Origin of the sequence: Citrobacter sp. MGH100 (assembly GCF_001034465.1) — a bacterium.
Classification (GTDB): Bacteria; Pseudomonadota; Gammaproteobacteria; order Enterobacterales; family Enterobacteriaceae; genus Citrobacter; species Citrobacter youngae.
The window spans coordinates 127,700-146,244 of sequence record NZ_KQ089803.1; the positions used below are offsets into that span (position 1 = coordinate 127,700).

Annotated in this window: 33 protein-coding genes; 4 read left to right on the forward strand and 29 right to left on the reverse strand. The window is 49.9% G+C overall.

Annotated features, from left to right (window positions below; all coding sequences use genetic code 11):
- Positions 1–303: 303 nt before the first annotated feature.
- The 9 genes from SK32_RS20900 to SK32_RS20935 form a co-directional block, all read right to left on the reverse strand.
- Complete coding sequence (locus tag SK32_RS20900; RefSeq protein ID WP_008786584.1) at positions 304–573, reverse strand: hypothetical protein; 270 nt, start codon at positions 571–573, stop codon at positions 304–306.
- A gap of 46 nt (positions 574–619) precedes the next feature.
- The gene (locus SK32_RS20905; protein ID WP_007372310.1) at positions 620–1,141 is read right to left on the reverse strand and encodes a hypothetical protein; all 522 of its coding nucleotides are present in this window, start codon (positions 1,139–1,141) and stop codon (positions 620–622) included.
- Positions 1,142–1,596: 455 nt separating this feature from the next.
- Entirely contained in the window at positions 1,597–1,848 is a 252-nt protein-coding gene (locus SK32_RS20910; RefSeq protein ID WP_024196080.1) for a hypothetical protein, read from the reverse strand.
- A 421-nt stretch (positions 1,849–2,269) separates the two neighbouring features.
- Positions 2,270–3,112: an HNH endonuclease signature motif containing protein gene (locus SK32_RS20915; RefSeq protein ID WP_007372307.1), complete on the reverse strand. Its 843-nt coding sequence runs from the start codon at positions 3,110–3,112 to the stop codon at positions 2,270–2,272.
- Between the two features lie 567 nt (positions 3,113–3,679).
- The gene (locus tag SK32_RS26290) at positions 3,680–3,844 is read right to left on the reverse strand and encodes a hypothetical protein (protein ID WP_007372306.1); all 165 of its coding nucleotides are present in this window, start codon (positions 3,842–3,844) and stop codon (positions 3,680–3,682) included.
- A gap of 286 nt (positions 3,845–4,130) precedes the next feature.
- Positions 4,131–4,574, reverse strand: a complete 444-nt coding sequence (locus SK32_RS20920) for a hypothetical protein (protein WP_048213835.1) — start codon at positions 4,572–4,574, stop codon at positions 4,131–4,133.
- Between the two features lie 59 nt (positions 4,575–4,633).
- Positions 4,634–4,912 (reverse strand): hypothetical protein, encoded by a 279-nt coding sequence (locus SK32_RS20925; RefSeq protein ID WP_007372304.1) that lies wholly within the window; start codon positions 4,910–4,912, stop codon positions 4,634–4,636.
- Complete coding sequence (locus SK32_RS20930) at positions 4,884–5,726, reverse strand: hypothetical protein (RefSeq protein ID WP_007372303.1); 843 nt, start codon at positions 5,724–5,726, stop codon at positions 4,884–4,886. Before SK32_RS20930 ends, SK32_RS20925 begins: the two co-directional genes overlap by 29 nt.
- 41 nt (positions 5,727–5,767) lie before the next feature.
- Positions 5,768–6,085, reverse strand: a complete 318-nt coding sequence (locus tag SK32_RS20935; protein WP_016241555.1) for a hypothetical protein — start codon at positions 6,083–6,085, stop codon at positions 5,768–5,770.
- 154 nt (positions 6,086–6,239) lie between these two features.
- Here SK32_RS20935 and parS point away from each other — a divergent pair, with 154 nt between their 5' ends.
- The 3 genes from parS to SK32_RS20950 are packed head-to-tail and all read left to right on the forward strand — an operon-like array spanning position 6,240 to position 7,409.
- The gene (gene parS / locus SK32_RS20940) at positions 6,240–6,680 is read left to right on the forward strand and encodes a type II RES/Xre toxin-antitoxin system antitoxin (protein WP_007372301.1); all 441 of its coding nucleotides are present in this window, start codon (positions 6,240–6,242) and stop codon (positions 6,678–6,680) included.
- Positions 6,677–7,135, forward strand: a complete 459-nt coding sequence (locus SK32_RS20945) for an RES family NAD+ phosphorylase (RefSeq protein WP_008786589.1) — start codon at positions 6,677–6,679, stop codon at positions 7,133–7,135. Before parS ends, SK32_RS20945 begins: the two co-directional genes overlap by 4 nt.
- A gap of 43 nt (positions 7,136–7,178) precedes the next feature.
- A complete protein-coding gene (locus SK32_RS20950) occupies positions 7,179–7,409 on the forward strand; it encodes a hypothetical protein (RefSeq protein WP_007372299.1) in 231 nt (76 codons plus the stop codon).
- Positions 7,410–7,476: 67 nt separating this feature from the next.
- On the opposite strand, the gene SK32_RS20955 is transcribed toward SK32_RS20950, so the two are convergent.
- The 4 genes from SK32_RS20955 to SK32_RS20970 form a co-directional block, all read right to left on the reverse strand.
- The gene (locus SK32_RS20955; RefSeq protein WP_007372298.1) at positions 7,477–7,743 is read right to left on the reverse strand and encodes a hypothetical protein; all 267 of its coding nucleotides are present in this window, start codon (positions 7,741–7,743) and stop codon (positions 7,477–7,479) included.
- A 49-nt stretch (positions 7,744–7,792) separates the two neighbouring features.
- Positions 7,793–8,347: a hypothetical protein gene (locus tag SK32_RS20960; RefSeq protein ID WP_007372297.1), complete on the reverse strand. Its 555-nt coding sequence runs from the start codon at positions 8,345–8,347 to the stop codon at positions 7,793–7,795.
- 158 nt (positions 8,348–8,505) lie between these two features.
- Entirely contained in the window at positions 8,506–8,847 is a 342-nt protein-coding gene (locus SK32_RS20965) for a hypothetical protein (RefSeq protein WP_007372296.1), read from the reverse strand.
- A 118-nt stretch (positions 8,848–8,965) separates the two neighbouring features.
- Entirely contained in the window at positions 8,966–9,409 is a 444-nt protein-coding gene (locus SK32_RS20970; RefSeq protein ID WP_007372295.1) for a hypothetical protein, read from the reverse strand.
- Positions 9,410–9,646: 237 nt separating this feature from the next.
- Here SK32_RS20970 and SK32_RS20975 point away from each other — a divergent pair, with 237 nt between their 5' ends.
- Positions 9,647–9,985: a hypothetical protein gene (locus SK32_RS20975; protein ID WP_007372294.1), complete on the forward strand. Its 339-nt coding sequence runs from the start codon at positions 9,647–9,649 to the stop codon at positions 9,983–9,985.
- 362 nt (positions 9,986–10,347) lie between these two features.
- On the opposite strand, the gene SK32_RS20980 is transcribed toward SK32_RS20975, so the two are convergent.
- The 16 genes from SK32_RS20980 to SK32_RS21040 all read right to left on the reverse strand — a co-directional run bounded on the left by SK32_RS20980 (position 10,348) and on the right by SK32_RS21040 (position 18,528).
- Positions 10,348–10,674: a hypothetical protein gene (locus SK32_RS20980; protein WP_007372293.1), complete on the reverse strand. Its 327-nt coding sequence runs from the start codon at positions 10,672–10,674 to the stop codon at positions 10,348–10,350.
- A gap of 83 nt (positions 10,675–10,757) precedes the next feature.
- Complete coding sequence (locus tag SK32_RS20985) at positions 10,758–11,156, reverse strand: hypothetical protein (protein ID WP_007372292.1); 399 nt, start codon at positions 11,154–11,156, stop codon at positions 10,758–10,760.
- A gap of 10 nt (positions 11,157–11,166) precedes the next feature.
- Positions 11,167–11,454: a glutaredoxin family protein gene (locus tag SK32_RS20990; protein WP_016241556.1), complete on the reverse strand. Its 288-nt coding sequence runs from the start codon at positions 11,452–11,454 to the stop codon at positions 11,167–11,169.
- Positions 11,455–11,755: 301 nt separating this feature from the next.
- Positions 11,756–12,226, reverse strand: coding sequence for an HAD domain-containing protein (locus SK32_RS20995; protein WP_007372290.1), 471 nt, complete (start codon positions 12,224–12,226; stop codon positions 11,756–11,758).
- 82 nt (positions 12,227–12,308) lie between these two features.
- Positions 12,309–12,926: a hypothetical protein gene (locus SK32_RS21000; RefSeq protein WP_007372289.1), complete on the reverse strand. Its 618-nt coding sequence runs from the start codon at positions 12,924–12,926 to the stop codon at positions 12,309–12,311.
- A 69-nt stretch (positions 12,927–12,995) separates the two neighbouring features.
- A complete protein-coding gene (locus SK32_RS21005; RefSeq protein ID WP_007372288.1) occupies positions 12,996–13,550 on the reverse strand; it encodes a hypothetical protein in 555 nt (184 codons plus the stop codon).
- A gap of 154 nt (positions 13,551–13,704) precedes the next feature.
- Positions 13,705–13,863, reverse strand: a complete 159-nt coding sequence (locus tag SK32_RS26295) for a hypothetical protein (protein ID WP_016241558.1) — start codon at positions 13,861–13,863, stop codon at positions 13,705–13,707.
- A gap of 20 nt (positions 13,864–13,883) precedes the next feature.
- Positions 13,884–14,192 (reverse strand): CcdB family protein, encoded by a 309-nt coding sequence (locus SK32_RS21010; RefSeq protein WP_007372286.1) that lies wholly within the window; start codon positions 14,190–14,192, stop codon positions 13,884–13,886.
- Positions 14,193–14,194: 2 nt separating this feature from the next.
- On the reverse strand, positions 14,195–14,434 hold the full coding sequence (locus SK32_RS21015; RefSeq protein WP_007372285.1) for a type II toxin-antitoxin system CcdA family antitoxin: 240 nt from the start codon (positions 14,432–14,434) through the stop codon (positions 14,195–14,197).
- Positions 14,435–14,572: 138 nt separating this feature from the next.
- On the reverse strand, positions 14,573–15,037 hold the full coding sequence (locus SK32_RS26300; RefSeq protein WP_008786596.1) for a hypothetical protein: 465 nt from the start codon (positions 15,035–15,037) through the stop codon (positions 14,573–14,575).
- A complete protein-coding gene (locus SK32_RS21025) occupies positions 15,034–15,708 on the reverse strand; it encodes a hypothetical protein (RefSeq protein WP_008786597.1) in 675 nt (224 codons plus the stop codon). Before SK32_RS21025 ends, SK32_RS26300 begins: the two co-directional genes overlap by 4 nt.
- Before the next feature lie 457 nt (positions 15,709–16,165).
- Entirely contained in the window at positions 16,166–16,798 is a 633-nt protein-coding gene (locus SK32_RS21030; protein ID WP_007372282.1) for a hypothetical protein, read from the reverse strand.
- A 15-nt stretch (positions 16,799–16,813) separates the two neighbouring features.
- Positions 16,814–16,954: a hypothetical protein gene (locus SK32_RS26305; RefSeq protein WP_007372281.1), complete on the reverse strand. Its 141-nt coding sequence runs from the start codon at positions 16,952–16,954 to the stop codon at positions 16,814–16,816.
- A gap of 147 nt (positions 16,955–17,101) precedes the next feature.
- On the reverse strand, positions 17,102–17,560 hold the full coding sequence (locus SK32_RS21035; protein ID WP_008786599.1) for a hypothetical protein: 459 nt from the start codon (positions 17,558–17,560) through the stop codon (positions 17,102–17,104).
- Positions 17,561–17,612: 52 nt separating this feature from the next.
- On the reverse strand, positions 17,613–17,870 hold the full coding sequence (locus tag SK32_RS25355) for a Lar family restriction alleviation protein (protein WP_306083951.1): 258 nt from the start codon (positions 17,868–17,870) through the stop codon (positions 17,613–17,615).
- Complete coding sequence (locus tag SK32_RS21040) at positions 17,833–18,528, reverse strand: hypothetical protein (RefSeq protein ID WP_007372278.1); 696 nt, start codon at positions 18,526–18,528, stop codon at positions 17,833–17,835. The genes SK32_RS25355 and SK32_RS21040 overlap by 38 nt, the downstream gene beginning before the upstream one ends.
- Positions 18,529–18,545 lie beyond the last annotated feature (17 nt).

Here is an 18,545-nt window from a genome sequence, read left to right on the forward strand (position 1 = left end):
GCGATTAAGGGGGTTAAGTGACCCACTGTACGGGCAGAAACCGGAGAGGCTGGCTGGCGATTAAGGGGGTTAAGTGACCCACGGTACGGGCAGAACCCGGAGAGGCTGACTGGCGATTAAGGGTGTTAAGTAATCCACGGGTCGGGCAGAACCCGGAGATGCTGGCTGGCGATTAAGGGGGTTAAGTGACTTAGCGCTGGAGGATACGCCCTGCAACTATTGGTAAATGAATGACAAGGTTTCCCGTAAGACCCATCAAATAAAAAAGCCTCTGAAGTAGAGGCTCTTGGGTATTCGATATAGTTAGGCTAATTCGTCCGGGTCGTTGATGGCACTAACGAAGAACTCCGTGCGGTAATCATTCCCCCATCCCAACCAGACAGAAGGTGAACCCTCCTTTGCCAACGAACGGTCACCCGTCATGCTGTCCGCTTGGACAGGAACTGTCACGCATTCTTTAATAGTATCGGCCTCGGCAACCAGTCCAGTACTCTGGGTTTCAAATCCGGCAATTACGACAACAGCATCAGGGTCGTGTAGCTGAAGCTGGGCGATAAGCTCTTTAACTTTCATAGTGATCCTCTGCGCTAGAATTATCCAATTCTACCACGCTTGATGGTCAGGCGTATAAGTGCTTACTGTACAGCTCGAAAGCTTCATCATGTTCCAAATCGTCCAGGATAACGATATCAGGGCCATGTTCTTTTTTGATTTGTGCGATGTATGAAGCGTATTGAGCCTGGCTTTTGTAGCCCACTGTCCAAAGTCTACCTTCGCGTAAGACGCAGATTTTCTTGCGGTAAACCTTCTTGAAACTTGATTTAGTTTTCCGGTTACGCTCCTCGTCACTGACAAGCTGGTCGATTACTTCAATCAGGTTTGAGTCTATGAGAAATGGCTTGCCATTGTGTTCGCCAAGGCAGATTGGCAGAAGACCCTTCGCATATGATTCGGCCTGGCGGAACAGCTCTTTTTTTCCTGGTTCGAACAGTACGCGAGTTTCGCCACCATGCCCATCATTATCAGCTGTACCTATGCTCAGCCCGTCGAAGAGGACAGTAGCGTTAAAGCAGACTGTTTCCTGGCTCATGCCAGTATAGATTTTGAGGCCTTTCAATTTGATTCTTGTCTGAGTGTTCATTGTGTGTTCCCCGCTTTCTAATTGTGATTCTATTTTCAATCACCTTGAGCAGGTGACGAAGTGATACGGAGAAATAATTGTTGGGTCGCCTGATAGCCGGGCTGGTGGCAGCCGCAACCCTTAGTCAGTACTTCGGGATCGTAGTTCCGAAAAGCCACAACAGTCTCCACAGCGTTTTGGGGGTGTTAACCCCCATACGCTTTGAGACTTTGCCCTAGCGGGCCGCGAATTCGCCTAATCGCCCCGTGAGGGCTCTATTCGAATTTACATGCCGTGCCTGCTTCGCTTGAGAGCGAAGCTTTTGGACGGCGATTGCCCGCGTGGCGGGCAGACATTTTTACGTGCGCATTGCGCACGATTTTCTTCGGTTACATTACAGGGCTGGCTGGGGATTGGCTTATTGCAATATTCTACAACGAAGCTGGGAACGGCTGGCTGGAACGCGAAGATTTAAATCATACTCTATATCGACTGATATCAACGACGGTATCAGCGGGGTCTGTTGCCAGCTTACAGGTCACTTGACCTTCCTGATCCAGCATCAGTGTCGCGGTTAACGGTTCATTTTGAGCATCGATTACAGTGACATTCACGCGTAACCGTGTTGGAAGCATCATCAGAATTCGCGTAGGGCTCTCTGATAATGACACGTTTCTGGCTTGCAGAACCGCTAAAACACTCTTCATTAACTCTGCTTGGTCGATCATATAGTCACATGCCACTGGATGTATTGGGATGAAATCGTGCCTACCGCAGGGCTACACGAAAGATATAAATCAGTATGACATGCGGGCCGGACTCAAACCATCAATTACTGGAACCAGTCCGAAGATAGCGCTCTGGTTTTTATGCTGTTGAATTTACATAGTTGTTATTTAGTGAATTATTCGTACCTTATCATTCACTGATATCACTTAAATTCAAAGTGAACAGGAGAGGATTGGATTAAAAGTCCATAAAATGTGAATTAAAAGTGCGCTAGGAAATGCGATAAACTGATTGATTTGTTTTGATATGGTTTTTATGTGAATTATCGGTGAGTTACTTGTGTGCTACTTATCTCCATGCTGCTATGCCTTTCCAATAAATAGATTGGATAGGGCAGGGAGATGGAAGAGGGGAGAGGGCTTACTCCGCAGGTGATTTCACTTTAAATTCAAGCCATCTTGCCCCGAGCCTGTTTTTATCCAGATTGTAGAACAACGGTTTTATACAGACCCCTTCATACTCAGGGAACTCTATACCGCTGGCGAAGTGAATCTGTAGTGTATCAGGATCAATACCCATCATGTTTGTGTCAAACAGCCTGTGGAATGTTGGTGATAGCAAAATGCCGTTACTGGCGTTATAGCAGCCTGCTACGGATGTTGGTTCAATATGTGCTGCCTCCAGCACACCGTTGAGGTGTTTGCCCGATACCGCGCACAGGCTTCCGAAATTCTTATCCACCAACTCACGGAACTGAGACTGGACATGCACATCGCGAACGCTAACCTCTCGGCGGAAGCTCGGGGAGCGCATACGGATATCTGCATGGGGGAGGTGACCGCGTGGTAATGGCAATACAGCCGGTTGCTCATCCATTACTGGATTCTGCTCCTCGCAGTAGGTGTCCACGGACTCAATCAAACGGGATGTGTCATTACCAAATCGGCGAGTGAACCAGAGCCTGAAGTGAGCCAACCGTGATGCCGGAATTTTGTTACGTGCGTACTCCTGAGCATTCTCCTTTTCGATTTCAGTATTTAGTAAAGCCAGACGGGCCTGAGAAGCACGAATTTCTTCCTGGACTCTGAGATATCCTGCCAGTAGACAAACTTTGGATTCCTGATGTTCAGGCCGTCGCGGATAACCAGATCCTGTTTCAACCACGCCAAAGGCTTTGTACCGGAACATTCGGGGAAAAAGCGTTAATGCCACCCGGTTGTTACGACGAACGAGGGAACGAATCAGATTGGTTATCTTCCTCATGTTCTGAATAGTGCGGGGAGAAAAGAACGCGGCGTATTACCTCTGCTCTATCTATTCCCGACATTATCCCTCTGCGAATGACACCACGGAGGTGAGCATTATGTCTTGCCCCGCTTACTAGGCCGAACTCACGGGACAAACTGACATACTCTTTCAGGAGGTGATGCTTAGGGTCGGTAAACGCCTCTGGAGGAATCACCTGATATGCAACTGACGAAAGTATACGGAAAGTCAGTTCAGATGCTGTCCAGCCCTCACGCCGAAGCCGAATAATTGTTATAACGAGATCATCGATACCAGGCATATCCGGTTCGATATATAGGGACATCAGAGTGTCGTTCATTCCGGGAGGAAGGCTAGCAGAGTGTGACGGGTTGCTCATAGGGTAAGGTACTGATCGGACGTAGAAGAAGCGCTTATGTTACGGAATTCGCTCTGGTGGGTTTTAGCTCCAGTGGCGAACGCTGGAACTACGGGTAAAAAAATCCCCGGTTTACCGGGGAAGTTAACAACTACCTCCAGAAGGGTTGGAGGCAAAGCCGGTTGGGCGACCGGCCACAGGGAATGCTACGGCTTAATGCCGAGTACTACACCGCCATAGACCAGGTACATCACGATGGCGAACAGCATGAAGAAATGGGTTACCGGGTGCGCCAGCGCGGCTGCTGCCGCATTGCTTGCGCTGAGCTTCAGTGAGCCAAAAGAGTGATTACGAACAGCTTGTGCTTTCATGGGTCGCTCCTGATAACGGGTTACATGTTGTGGCTTCTGTATCCAGTATCTGGTGAGTGACTCAGGTGACGAAGAAAACCAGGGCATAAAAAGCCCTGTATTTTCAGAAAGATAATATCGGTTTCGTTTTGTGTTGTGCTTGCTATTCCGGGCATAAAAAAACCGCCTGGTGAACCAGACGGCTTTGGGATAAACAGGCTTTACACAGACAGGTCAGTGGATCATTTAAGTCACTTAACCCCCTTAATCGCCAGTGTATTGCCACCAGCAGTACGTGGTCTAACGCTTAAATATCGTAGCGACCTTCTTTGATTTGCTGGAGCTGTTCAGCCAGCACCTTCGCCAGTGGTTCGGCTTCTTCTTCATCATCAAGATTGTCGATGAGCGTCAGATTCGACTCACCCGCACGGCGGGCATAAACCCCATACGCTCGCTGGCCGAAGATATCGGTGACCGAAGTCTGAGAGTGATCGCAGATGATATTGCCGTGACGGTCTACCGGCCCGAAGCTGATGGCTTCATAATCCGCATCGTGGCCCAATGGTAAGTCGCGCAAAACAAACAGGCGTAATGGGAGAACGTCGTACTCAGCACCACATTTTGCTGCCACATCCAGATCGTTAATTTCACGGAGAAAATCTTTCGCTACCACCGAGTCAGAATGCATCCGGTAAATGGTCGATGCGGCCCAGATTGCACCAGCATAAAATTGTGATTCTTCTTTTGTCATTTAGCACCTGCTCTTATTGTCATGGGTATGCCGGTCGAACGGTATCCCCGTGCAGACCGTCAGTAAACGGTTATTTCCTTTGCGCAGCAGTCGCATTGGTATTCGTTGATACCACCAGTTGCGACCCAGTTTATTGCGCCGCAGCGGCAACTCAACAGCTGGCGCATACCAGGAGCAAGTGCCCGCTCTGAAAACGACTCAACCGGGACTTCGCCCGGGTAGTAGTAACCTTTTATCAGCTTGCTGCGTGAATGCCCGTCAGTGTCGGTGTAATGCAGATACACCTTCCGGGTATAAATCATACCCGAGTCAGTGCCGAACTGCGTTTTCAGAAGCATACATATCCTCCAGACGCTGAATACATTGTTGTGCGGCCTTATCAAGTAGTTCAGCCGTGGGTTCATCATAGATGCCACGTACCAGCAGACCAAATATTTCCGGGTCTACAGACAAATCGTACATGCATACGCGAACGCCAAGCGCTGTACGTAGCGCATAGACATGGCGGTTAGGCTTTCCGCCGATACCGGTGACTGACGCGACATTTTCAAAATTACCAGGGTTAACCAGGTTAATCACGGGGCACGATATACACTCAGGGATCCGCTTCAGAGCCACAGCATCCAGATACAGGCTGTGGCCCACTTTCAGGTTTTTTGGCAACGCTTGCAACGGCATGGCTTCGAGGGCCAGATTTTCTTCAAGATGCAGGTTATCCGGCAAAGTGGTAATACGGGTGTTTGACAGCATCATACTGCCAGCTACTTTCAGCGTATCCGGCAGATAGGCGATATCAGTACACATGATGTCCAGAACGCGGCCCACCGTCAGATTTTCCGGCAGATACTTAAGACGTGAAGAATTCGCCATGAGCGTACCGGTAATGGTCAGGTTGTCAGGGAGAGATTCCAGCTCAGAGTAGCTGATAAACAGATTGCGGGCCACCAGCCCGGCAGGGATGCTATGAATGCCCGACAGAATGGTCAGGGTGTTCGTCACGGTCAGATTCGCGGGAATATAGTCGCAGGGAATTGCCGGATCTTCTGGCTCAAGCGTAAACCCGACACGAAGATCGCCTTCAACGATGATTCGTCCGTCCTGAAGGGTAAAGGCCACACCATTCGCTGCCAGTTTATCAATGAAGTCTGTCATATCGGTTTCCTTTTAATGGCCCGACGAGCCGGGCCGGAGGTTCAGAGTTTGCTGACAAAGTTCTGCTGCGTGAACAGGTACATATCGTCCTGCTCATTGAACATGCACAGATTTTCGAGGATGCGCTTTTCAATCCAGACGACCGGCTTTTCACGCATATCCTTCGCGAGCGAAAAGGTGTTTCGCAGCCGGGTAATGCGGTGCTGATCATTGATTGCCTGGTGAATTGCGGCCTTTGACGCTGCCGCCTGCTTTTTTACGTTGTTGCGGGCACACCATAATTCGCCACTAGCGGCTGATGCCCGCGCTGCTGGCTGACGTGAGGAGTCCAGTTGGTCATAACGTAAGAGATTCGGCATGATGCCCCCTGTCATAGTTTTGTCGTTATTGACCTATTATCTGGCAGGTGGGGCTGGTGACGAAGGGCGCTGAGGTTGTCTGATGGTTAAAAGATTGCCGTTAGTGTTCCATATGGTATAATTGAATTACCAAATGGGAGGGCTAGTTATGACGATGAAAGTTTTTTCTCCAGACGTTACCAAAACGAATCAGCACTGCTTATGGCAGGTTGCTGGGCTGGATAATGACGGTATCGCGCTGATGGATAAAATCAATCACGGTCTCGATGGCACAGTAGCTAAGCACATTTCTGAATGGGCTAACATCACGCCGTCTGAGCTGCGCAAAATGTCGGGTATACCTAATACGACGTTTAATCGTAGCATCAAAGACCGTTTCACTGCCGATCAGAGCGAACGTCTGGTGCGCATTATCCGCGTAATTGAACGCGCTGTAGAGCTGTTTGAAGGTGACAAAGAAGCGGCGCACAAATGGCTGAACGAAGCGAACCGTGGTCTGAGCTGGAAATCACCGGCAGAGCTTGTTTCTTCTGAGACAGGTGCGCTTGAAGTGATGCGCCTGATTACGCGTATTGAGCACGGGGTATACTCGTGATCCTTTACCGACTGACCAAGACCCGTTATCTGATGACTGCGTGGTCTGGTCTGGGTGCGAAAGAAACGGGGGGCCGCTGGAACAGCGTAGGCACTGCAATGGTCTACCTGTCTGAAACGGCCAGCCTTACCATGCTTGAAACGCTGGTACACATTCACGCGCCGCAGTTACTGGACGACTTTACACTGCTGAGTCTTGATGTACCGGATGATCAGATCCAGACCTTCGACATGAGCCGTCTCCCTGATAACTGGGCGAGTGAGGATGCTCCTGCTGAGCTGGCGCTCTACGGTGATAACTGGGCTGAAAGCGGTTCTTCTATCGCGCTGCGTATTCCAAGTGCGTTGTCTCCGGTTGAATTTAACTACTTGCTGAATCCGGCACACCCTGAACTCTTTGACCTGATGGCTACGGTTAAGAAAATTCCGTTCCGGTTTGATTCCCGCCTGAAATAACACACAGGCAACTCCCCGGCATTGACGAACTGAGGTGTCTCTGATGATTCAGAAAGCGAAAGTCGCTAAAGCGTTTATCTCTGTAATTGCCTTGTTCGCCTTTGTCTACTGGGGACTTGATCCCGATTCAATTTGTCAGGCAGTTGGTGACGCATCTCAAACCTGCGGTTACTCCGGCAAGAATGGCGATGCGAGTCTGGTTGGTTCCGTGTTTGCTCTGATGCTGACGGTGTTGGCGGGTGCGATGCTTTGGGCGTGGGTCAGGAAAGGCTAATCAGAACTCTTGCAACTCCCTCCGTGATGCCGGGTGACGCTCCTCACTGAGCGCCACCAGTCAGTCATTACAAACGGGTTGATGATTCAATCGCGGGCGGAAGGCTACTATTCAGCGCGTCGAACCCGCCAAATGCCCGGCCCTCTTTTGTCAGCACCAGATGCATCGGCGTTTCGTTGATATTACGGGCGATGTAATCGTTGATGAATGCCCGCGCCTGATCGGCATTTTTAACCTCTGCTGTTTCCGGCATGGAGTTATGGGAACGATTAAAGACGACAGAGACATAATTCCCTTCAATTCTTACCGGGCGAGTCGATACGGTGAGTTTCATGGTCATTTTCCTGTAGTGAGTGTTGTGTGTATTGGTGTTCTGCCACTATCTACTGCAACGTTGCGGCCACAGGGCGAAGAATTGCTATCGCCTTTGATAACGCCTGCCGCTCACCACCATCAAGGATTCTGACTGCTTCTACGCAAGCCGCTTCTGCTGTATCAGCACGTTCTACCAACGTCCTGACGGTATTTTCATATGATCCGCAATCAGGCTCCTGATTGCTGTCTTCGCTCAGCGTGTTCCATGACTCAGTGAGGTTAACTGCAACAGCGACCAATTGGTCAGTGCTGATATCACCTTTTACGCAACGGCAGGCCACTTCAGCGCCCAGACGTTCAGCAATGTCGTAGTACCAGACTCCCGGTTCTTCAGATGCCTGATACGCAGGTTCGCAGGCTTTACAGATCTGCTCTGCGGCATCCAACATCCAGTGAGCACATTCAATTTCGCCACCAGCCAGCGTTTCACAGATCATTGTCTGTACGCTGTCACAGTTGAAGGTGAGGGGGATAGGATTAGCCACTGATAATGCGGTCAGACGGGAGACTTCATGCTGGAAGCCCTGAAACATGAACATGGCGCAGATAGCTGGATTTAACATGGTAGACCCCTGTAGTTATGTGTGTTGTTCGTTTTGTTTACATAACCAGTTAACCACGCTCCCCGCAGGTGACGAAGGCTTTCGGGGCAGAAAATTCACAAAAAAAACCGACCATTAAGGCCGGTTATGATCTGGAGTATATGGGGCTGAAAACCGCGTTATGCCTTCACTTTCGCCATAAACAGCTGCATGGTTTCTTCAGCAAGCGGAGTGCCAACCTGCTCAAGAACATACTCCGCGACATGCGGGGTGAGAATGAAGTCGATAAACTCCGGCAAGGACATGCTGTTCAGGCTCGGTAGCTGTCTGGACAGTGCATTCTGGTAATTTTCCACTTCACCCAGTTTGCGCTCGGGCCAGCCCACCAGCTCAGGGTGCTTTTCCTTAAGTGCGAGGCCGCGCTCCGGGAAACTGTTACTGATGGGGTGTCTGGCGAGGGTGGGGATCAGGAGATTCGCCAGAAAATCCACTTTCTCGTAATCAAGACAGACAGAATTCATATAGGTTTACCTCTTGCCACTGGCTATGATGTTCGCTTGCTATCTGGAAAACTCTACCAAAGCGGCTGGCGATATCTCATTGAAAACGCCAGCAGAATGCGGTCATTTCCAGCAGGAGTTACCCCATCTGATAACTGTCATAAGATGCCCCGCAGGCTTCCACCAGCGCATCCAGATCACCGGTAAACTCTCTGGCCCGCTTCATCAATGCACGGTGTAATTCCGCTGGTGGAATGTCATCGCTACTCTTCGCCGGGTATTCAACACTGAACGCGATGGTAAACGCATGGCTATACCACGGCCCGGCATTCTGGTTTTCAAAGCGGGCCATCAGCTGGCTTTCGGTTGTATCGGTAGCAAATGTATCGAGGTGGACGACATCGACCGGCACGTTGAGTGCCCCGGCAGTGGTTGATGCCAGCTGCCGGGCTTCGTCTCCTCGCTCTGGTGGTGCGCAGTAGAGACATTTCCCGTTCAGTACCACCAGCGTCTGACCGTAGGTCGTACTGACGATACTCACGGTGTTAGCCGGTTGCGGGTGTGTGGTTGCAGTGTGCTGCATGGTGTTCTCCATTAGGTCACTCACATGGCAACCAGCTTACCCGGCACAATTCAGCTGACGAAATCAGGACGGACTGGTGTATATCGTTCGCAAAATAAAGATATTTTTTATCATCAGCACCGGTAGTTACGGGGCAAATTGCAGGTATCCGGTACAATGGTGATATGAAGGGCATTACATGCAGAATCGTGTGGCCCGGCAGACGGATACCGAATATCAGCAGAAGGAACCAGGACAATGCAGGAACTCGACTTTGACCATATCCAGATAAACCTGAACCCGCGAGCGTGTGCTGTCACACCTATCCCGGAAGACCTGAAAAGGGAGCTGGCTTATCTGGGCGCTATCGCAGAGAGAAAGAAATTCGCGGCAAGCCTGATTGTTAATCTCTACAACCCGGACGTTTGCGGGGCGAATATGTACAAACTCACGGCCTATTGCCGTAACGAGTCATGCGATACCCTTCGCGATGGCATGATGACCCTGATACAGCTTTGTGCATACATGGAGTCACATGAGATCTATGGCGAGACGTTTGTCAAAAAGCTGATTAAACAATGGGAGTTTCGTAAGTAGTCTGCTGCTTCAAAATACCTTTCTGACAGGGCGCTATGTGCGCCCTTTTATTTTAAAAAAACGGGAAGGTCTTGCCCGGGTATTACCTGCTATTTTCAACTACCAAACCACAACGGCAGAAGAAAATTGACCAGTCGAAGCAATTCGACCAGGAGTTCGACATACAGGAAATGGAAATCTTTCATAACAGTCTCTTCATATAATTGGCTCGACAAAATCGTTGCATCACGACGATCGCAGGTGTGAGGTTTGTTTTCTTCGTGGGGGTTGTCAGCTATCACGACATTGAGGCAGGCAAGCGCAGGTGTCACAGTTTCGGGTATATTTTATGCTGGTGGGGTGACCACCAGCTGCGGGTATAGTTACTTAATGGTTTTCAGGAGGGTGAACTTGGTTTTGCACCGGGTGCATTGCGCTTTCAGAGACCCGGAGCGCACCTGTTTCAGTTTCCCGGCGCACTGGGTACAGGCTACGTCCTTCACACGTTGTGCCATTCGCTCATCCACAGCGAGTGTTTTGGTCGGGTTATGCTTACGCTTGGGAGCCTTCAAAAGCCCCAGCGCCCGCAACGTGGCTTTGTACTCCCGGGTGATCCATTGACCGTCGCGCTCATAGTGCAGGCCATCCCCCATCATATCGCCAAGCTGTATCAGCCGCTGATGCAGCACTTTTTCTTCTTCAGGACTCATATACCGTGCTCTCTTTAAATTATTGAGACGGAACCGAGCCGATTGATACCTCATATGAGGCCACCAGCGTCTTTACTGGCGTTTCAACGAAGCTGACGCTCTGCTGAGTAGAGTCGAATGAGAATCGCGTCCAGCGCCCCACAGAGCGCGATCCTGAAGCTTTCGCTATGACCGTCCCGTTCGCGCATCTCCAGAAGGGCATCCAGCTCGTTATCGTCAATCGGCAGTGGCCCGGAACAGAAGGTTTTCACCATGTCAGAGGTGTCAGGGTTTATACCTGCAATGCGCAGGATATCGGGAACCTCAGACCGGTAGATCACCGGTCGGCCTGATGGCGGTGTCCACGTTATCGGCTCTATCTTCAGTTGCGGTAAGCCAGCACCGGCGAGGGCGTTATTCAGATCGTCTATAAGCACGACATCCGCTCCTGAAGGAGGATGTACGCCGAGGGCCGCAGGGATTTCGACAGAGATATTGTGCATGGCGTTTACCTCAGTGAAGGACGTGATTAACCAGCGACGGGGGGATATCGAGTGACCCGACACTCCAGCCATTGGCAGTTGTCGCAATAAGATCTGGCCGGAACCCACCCCAACCCGTCACACGGCCCGAATCGTTGACCACCACCACCAGCGGCGCACCGGTATTTTGTGTCAGGCGAACGAGATCTGCGTTGTCCACCAGCGGGATCTCATTCACGTCCACCCCAGCCAGAGAAAAGCGGGTAAGCGTCATGCGACATTTCGGACAATCAGGGGCAGTAAACACAGTAATTTTCATTGGGATAGCCTGGTGTATACGGGATATATTCATTATCCCAGCTTTCCGCTTCTGACGAAGCGTTGCGCGGGTAATCAGAGCGTAAGCAGGTAAGATATTGTTGGGGCCATCCTGCAACATCAGTTGCGCCAGTTGCCTGGCTATTCGTCGCTCTCTCCATTAGAGAAAATAAACCAAATAAGCAGAACGCCTCCGACCCACATTCCAACAAAGAGGCAAATACCGATCAGGTCATAGACGTATTGTGGGATTTCATTCATAACGCATCCTCATTAATAATTTGTATTCAGCCTTAAACCGGTCATTTCATTAACCGAATCCGGTCTATCAAAGCGCTACCCTGCGTTGCATTCAGCCCCTCGTGCCGGTGAGTCAGGAACAGGGCAGGGCAGTCAGTTGGAAAGAGTCGAGCGGTATCGTCCACGAAGGTGTAATGCTGTAGGCCGAACCGTTTAACGACCGCCATGCATTCGTGATAACGCACGTGGTTATTCACCAGCCCATCCAGATCGGGATTGAGTCCAGCAATCCGATCGCGTATACCCGCAGGGAAATGACTCAGCACCATCTCCCGGGGTACGCCGGTACGCCAGTTTGTGGAAAGGATAATTCCCGTCTGCGGGCATTGCGTCAGCACGTGATCCAGCACAGGCATAAACTCCAGTGACCCGTTTTCCGCCCGGTGGAGTACACCGTCGATGTCCAGGAAAATCCAGTGACGACGGGCATCTATTTCCAGCCAGAACTCGCCCGCAGAGCGCCGGGTCGACATACAATCTATATCGTCCTGACAGGTAAACCTGACTAACCACTTCTGTAATAATCGGAACATAGAGGCCTCTCGCGGTAGTTGACTATATGCAGAACCGGCAACCATCAAAATCATACGGATTCTGTTGCCATGAAATACGGCCACACCCGGGGCAATTCCAGCGAGTCAGCCCCTTTGACTGTCGGCGATTTTGGCGTTTCAGCCAGGCAGGCATCAGCAGACCGGCCCCCTGCGTCATTTTACGGCGGTCTATCCGCTCAACACTGAAGGTAGGGCGTTTTGCAGCGTCAGGGATGTGATGGGGTAACCAGACGACATCAGGTCTATCTGCCTGTGGTGAGTCAAAAACTCTGGCAAGGGAAAAATCCGTGGTAGTACCCGCATCAGCCAGCCAGAACAGATCGTTTCCGTCCCATTGGCCATTAACGAAGCCGACATATTTGGTGGCGCTTTCGGAGAGAATGGTTTTTCCCGGTACAAACTGATGATCAACATGAAACACGAGATGGCGGTCGACTGCATCGGCATCAACCGGCAGGTCAAACTCCCGTCCCGTATTCCATGCGCGTTGTGCTTCCTCGCGGGTGTAAACCCGGGCATTACGCTGATCGGTGCTGTAACCTCTGCCGTGATGGCTATGAAAAGCGGTATTGCTACCAACGGTGTCACGCAAGCTGACCAGATAAAAACGGTCTTTCATGAAACACTCCAGAGGATGATGGCAGGAAAATAGCCCGGCGCGGCGGATACCGACACCGGGGAGGAGGGGTTAGCTTTCGATTTTGCTGACGTTTACGGTGTCATCGTCGTTACGCTTTACACCCAGCATGGTATCGCCATCGACTTCGATAATGCCGTCAAAGTAGTCGGTCATTTCGTCATAGCTGACTTCATCAAGGTCATCCAGCCGGTAGGAAGAGCCATCCGGCAGAACAAACTGACCATCCAGCGTGGCAAGGTCATACGCCAGCGGGGTAACCGTGAAGTAATACTCATCGGTGAACCAGACCGCGCCAACCACCAGTGGGTGAGAAATGTGGAATTCGACGGTGTTATAGCCCTGCGCTGCGATTGCATCCAGCAAATCAATGAAGCCGGGCATCGTATCGCCATCCCAGCCATCAGCCGATAAGGAAGGCTTGAGGTTATCCCAGTCGCTCAGACTGAAAAACACTGTGCCCTCACCGTCATCGCTGATATGGGATGAAATGTACGTCGCGCTTGCTTTTGAAGCCATTGCAAACAGGAAGTCCTCATCGAGCACGTGTTTGAGGGAGGTTTTAAAAACCTTGTCAGTGCCTGCTGCCGGGATAATCGCTAACATGAAACACCTCAGTGGTTGTGTTGGTCTGTTTTTATTATCGAACGACTGAGTCTGCTGACGAAGGAAAAAAGGGGACAAAAAGAGGCTGTTTTCTCAATAAAATCAGAAAGATTGTGACGGCCCGAATTCAGATGAAACGGGCGCAGACGGGGGGTTATTTGCTGGCGGATTCGGCTTCGTAAATGACTTCGTCGGCCCAGTCTCGATCAAATCCCGGCATCACCGGTAATGCTGCAACGACATCGGTAGGGAGGGCATCAATATAATCGCGCATGGCTTTTGCCACTTCCAGCAGTTCATTTTGCTTCATCATTTTCTCGCTCATTATCTCTGTCAGAAACCATCCAGCAGGAAGTCCACCGCACTTTTGATAGTGTGCCGGAACGGAGATGCGTCCATGACCGCCTGACCGAGCTGCTTCACGCGGACTGAAGCCATTTCATGCGTCATCAGGATAACGTCATTCCCTTCCACCTGTATGACCGGAGTTAATCGCGCAACCGGGGCCGAGGCTCCTTTTTTAAGCCGATGAAGGGGGATCACCAGGCGGGTATTTAACTCGCCAATGATGTCGCTCTGTATATCCAGCAGGTAAGGGTATGCCTGGCTGTTGCCGGGATTGCGGTAAACGGTATATTGCATTATCAGAACGTCCTGTATTCGTCAGACAGTAACCCATGCTCTTCAGTGATGCGGTTCAACTCCTGAATACCAGCACGATTCTGTCGTTTCCATTCTTCCGCTGCACTGGCCTTCAGTTTGCTCTGAAGCGCTTCTGCCAGCGTGGCGGACAAGTTAATCCCAGCGTCTTTTGCCTGCTGTACGAGCATTGGCTCAAGGGTGACACTGACGGTTTTTTTCTGGCGAGCAGCTGTAGCCTGCATGTGTCCTCCAATAAAAAAGCACGTGTCGATTACACGTGCTTTAAGTATGCGCCCATTTTATCCCACCAGCAAATTTGTTTGCCTCCGAGAGAGTCTACTGCGTCAGTTCAGCAGGTCAGATGGCCTAGACCGCAGAGGCTACGTTTTTCCAATCATGATAAGCAACACACGCCTGTTTGGCAGGTTGGCTGCAACTTTAGCTGCTTTATCAATGCTTTGTGCTGTATACACTACCCCTCTTTCTTTCAGGTTCTCCGCGTTCTGACGCAGCGTTTCCTCTGAAAAGCTGGACGACTCATCAATGCCAACTGGGCCGGGCTTTGCACCGCGCAAACTGAATGGCACAGGGCCATGCCAATCATTCTTTACCAGTAACAGTCGGGCATCAATGATCCGTCCTGGTAGCGTTCTTTCGATGAGGTAACTTTTTCCGGTTCCAGTGCTGCCAATCAGGCAAACGGTGTAACCGAAACGCAATGCCCATCGAATGATTAGAGCCCAATACCGCGCCCGGAACGCGGAAATGACAGGCATTTCACCTGGTCTAAATACCGCTGCGAAAAGACATGAATAGCTATATTTCTCAGCGTTACAATCTTTCATAAAACTTTATCCAGTGATGTGTTTTTGGGGAATTTTCTGCCCGCCCAGCAGGTAGCTGGTGTATCTGAAGTACATAACATCTTGTAGTTGCCTCTGACTATCTCTCTGGATATAGACTTATCAAATTCATTTCTATCCATATCAAATAGCCAGTAGAACCCATCAGCATAGATAATTGTGGTTCGATTGGGATCCGAAGCTACGACGCGAGCATCCGTAATCAAATTCTCCTCATAGCGCAAAGGCGAAGCGGAGAAAAAGAATATTATTAATACGAACCAACTCCCTATGAAACACGGTAAAACATGTTTTTTGCAATCCTTTAAACCATCTTTGTTGCCTTTCATTTTGTAGTCATAAAGACCAAGCAAAAAAAGTAAGAAAGAAAAAGCAAACCCCAGAAAAACGTGAGTATAAAACTGATGGATGCCGTCACTCCATGTAATACTGATACTTCCAGCATTTGTTCTTTTTGTTGTTATTTCTAATACGGAAATGAAAATGGCTGTTAACTGACTAAAACAAAATATTTTTATGCTTAATTCAGACTTAAACGCTTTGTTATATACTAATACAATCACAAAAAGTATTACGATTACAAAAGCTGTAATCATAAACTCACTCATCATCATGAGCACACTGTTATTAATACTGTAATTTATGTTCATCATCACTCCTTAATTTCACAACTTTTCATCATTTTATTTGAGAATTGACAGGCTTATCGAGTAGGGGGTTTAGCGTCCTTGAATATGTTCGCTCGTGTGGCGCTCACTAGACACCAGATAACAGAAGAAAGCAGAGCAAGCATTGCGTAAACCATTCGGAAGTTTGAATCCCACTTCGCGGTTACTATTGATTCATCGACCGCCTCGCGAACGCAGGGAGATTCGATAAGTGTCGGGGGAGTCGTGGATTGTGGCTCTTCGGTACATACCATTAGTTTGCCGACCGGAGCACCATCAATGACAGCCCTGGCTGCACTAACCAGATGCGCTGAAGGTGAACCTGAATAGTTCATGCAGATGAACGTGATAAATAAAGCAATCGCCGGGCCGGAGACCAGAGTGAAGAATGCGAAGCTGCGGCAGGCCGTAGTATGGCGATGCAAATTAGCGAGAAATGTCATCATGATTTGTCACTCTGGGTTTTAGTCGTATCCGACTCGGTGTCACATCGCTGGAAAGCTACTTGAGGAGGAATTTGATCAACCCCGGTAAAGCAATATTTCAGGGATAGTTGCTTTTTTCCCTCATCCAGTCCAACAAAAAAGATATCGACCGGATCTTCATGAAGTAGCTCTTTTGAGAGCCGGTTGTAGGCCATCCAGCTCCCAACCATATCGACCATTGGCTTAAATTTATCAGTTGCGTTATCTGTAGGTTTAAATGGAATTACACGGAAAACATTCCATCGTGAGCAACGAACCAGCAATTGAGCATCACTCTGAAAGACGTCCAGATCAGTGTTATTTGTCAGGACTTTACACAGCGACTTGAGATCGTTACCCCTGACCTCCAGTTGGCTGAAGCTTCTATAATACTTTTCACATCCAGTTAAGTGCTGAGCGTAGCACTGCTTCAACAGTGTTGTGTCGTTACTGGCCTGCAATTGAGTATCTTTCGCCACATAGGCATCACTGATAAGAAAATCGGGATAGAGGTGTCCCTCCCATAGCAGTTTCTCGGCGATAGCGCCCCCCAGCACCACCACCAATAAGATAAAAAAAATTGGGAACGTCTTACCCAGAGGTATTTTCATAAATCTCACCAGTCGTTAATTTGAGGTAAATTTGCTTTCCAGATTCAGAATGCATTTTTCATGTGCATACATGACGGCGGAATCATGGCCGTAATAGAGTTCGCCATTTTCACGCTGCCACTCACGCGCTTTTCGGGTACGGAATGCTTCTGACATATGTTTTCCACACAACTCACATGGCCCGAAAAAGTCGCTGCTGCGGCCTGTTGATTTTGTGAGTCTGACGATATTGCCTGTAGGTCTACCCATACTGCCCCCTGTGCTGCTGGCATTGACCGGCTGTCTGCCGTGCTAAATGAGTGGTTATTTATCCGCGTCATCATCGGATTCTTTCGGCACGAGTTTTGTATAGCTAAATGTCATATCAGAGGGACGGATCCCATAGCGCCACGGCTTTCTGCGGTAGTTAACTGCCTCGCTTACCATCCAGCAGATAAGAGCGATACCCGCCACTATCAGGTAGCCTTTGAGCAACAGCGAGTCCCATTGTTTAATGGCATCATCGGCATTCACCACGTGTCGCTGGCATTCTGAGGAGCGGAACGCGGCAAACACTGCTTTCTCTTCAGGGCAAACCATGACCGAGGTGCTGGTGGCATTTCCAACCAGACTACGGGCCTGATCGAGGAAGACCTTGGATGGTGAACTGGTAAGAACTGTGCAGAACAGAATGAGCAGTAACGCAACTGCCGGAGCAGTGACAAACGAGAAAATGAATGCCTGCCCGGATTTCCATAAAACGTCGCTGATGTAAAATTTCATGTCGGTGTTTCCTCTTATCGGTATTCAGGCCCAGAGCAGCCCGGGGCTTAATTTATGCTGACTGGAGTCCGCCAGATTGTTTCTCTTCAGCGCGGGTATTCCAGCGCGTCACAGCGGCTTGTTCGGAGTCCTGAAACGCCACCGTGGCCTCACAGGAATTGCAGCAGGCGCGAAAATTATTCGAAATCTCCCGAACCCGGATAGATGAACAACCGCAGAAAGGGCAGGGCTTGACGTTATCGTGTCTCATCGTATTTCCTCGCTGGTGGGCTTTATCCACCGAAGCTATTGAGCCGAATTTCAGGTTCATCACCGAGCTCGTACATGTGTCCCATTTCGTTCATGATGGTGCTACTGCCATTGAACCAGGTAACCATGCATCGCCAGTGCTGACTGCCGTTTTCACCCCAGCGGCTCACGCCCGCAGCATCCATTTCGTCTTCAGTGATAAAGAAATCCGCGCCCGGCAGTTTCTCGGCATCAAGGCAGATCTCAGGCTCAACGACGAAGCAGATACCGTTGCTGTTCATGACGTACATACGCCGCTCAAGGGTTTCAGTACTGACAATGACCTGCTTATCAGAAGTAAGGTGTGATTTAGTGACTTCCATGCGAATCAGGTTCTTTGCATTAGCCTGTCCACTCGCAAAAACCATTGACGCATTGCGAACCATTAACTCAGCAGCTTCTTCACCGAAGCTACGAAGGCCCATCAGTGCAAGCAACTCACTACATTCGGCTTTACCGAGGTTGCCAGTAGTCAGATTAACCACGCCTTGTAGAGTGCTCAGTTCAACCGGTTGTGACCGGAGGATGTCGCGAAGCAGTGTATTACCCGCCGTGCCCGGGTCGCTCCAACTGGAGGATTCGGGACGCTGATTTTCAAGAAATAGGGCGCTTTGCAGTAAAGCCGCTGGTGGCTTTCCGGCAAAACTCAGTTTTACTCTGACCGAATCGAATGGGTGCATGACGGCGGTTTCTCCAT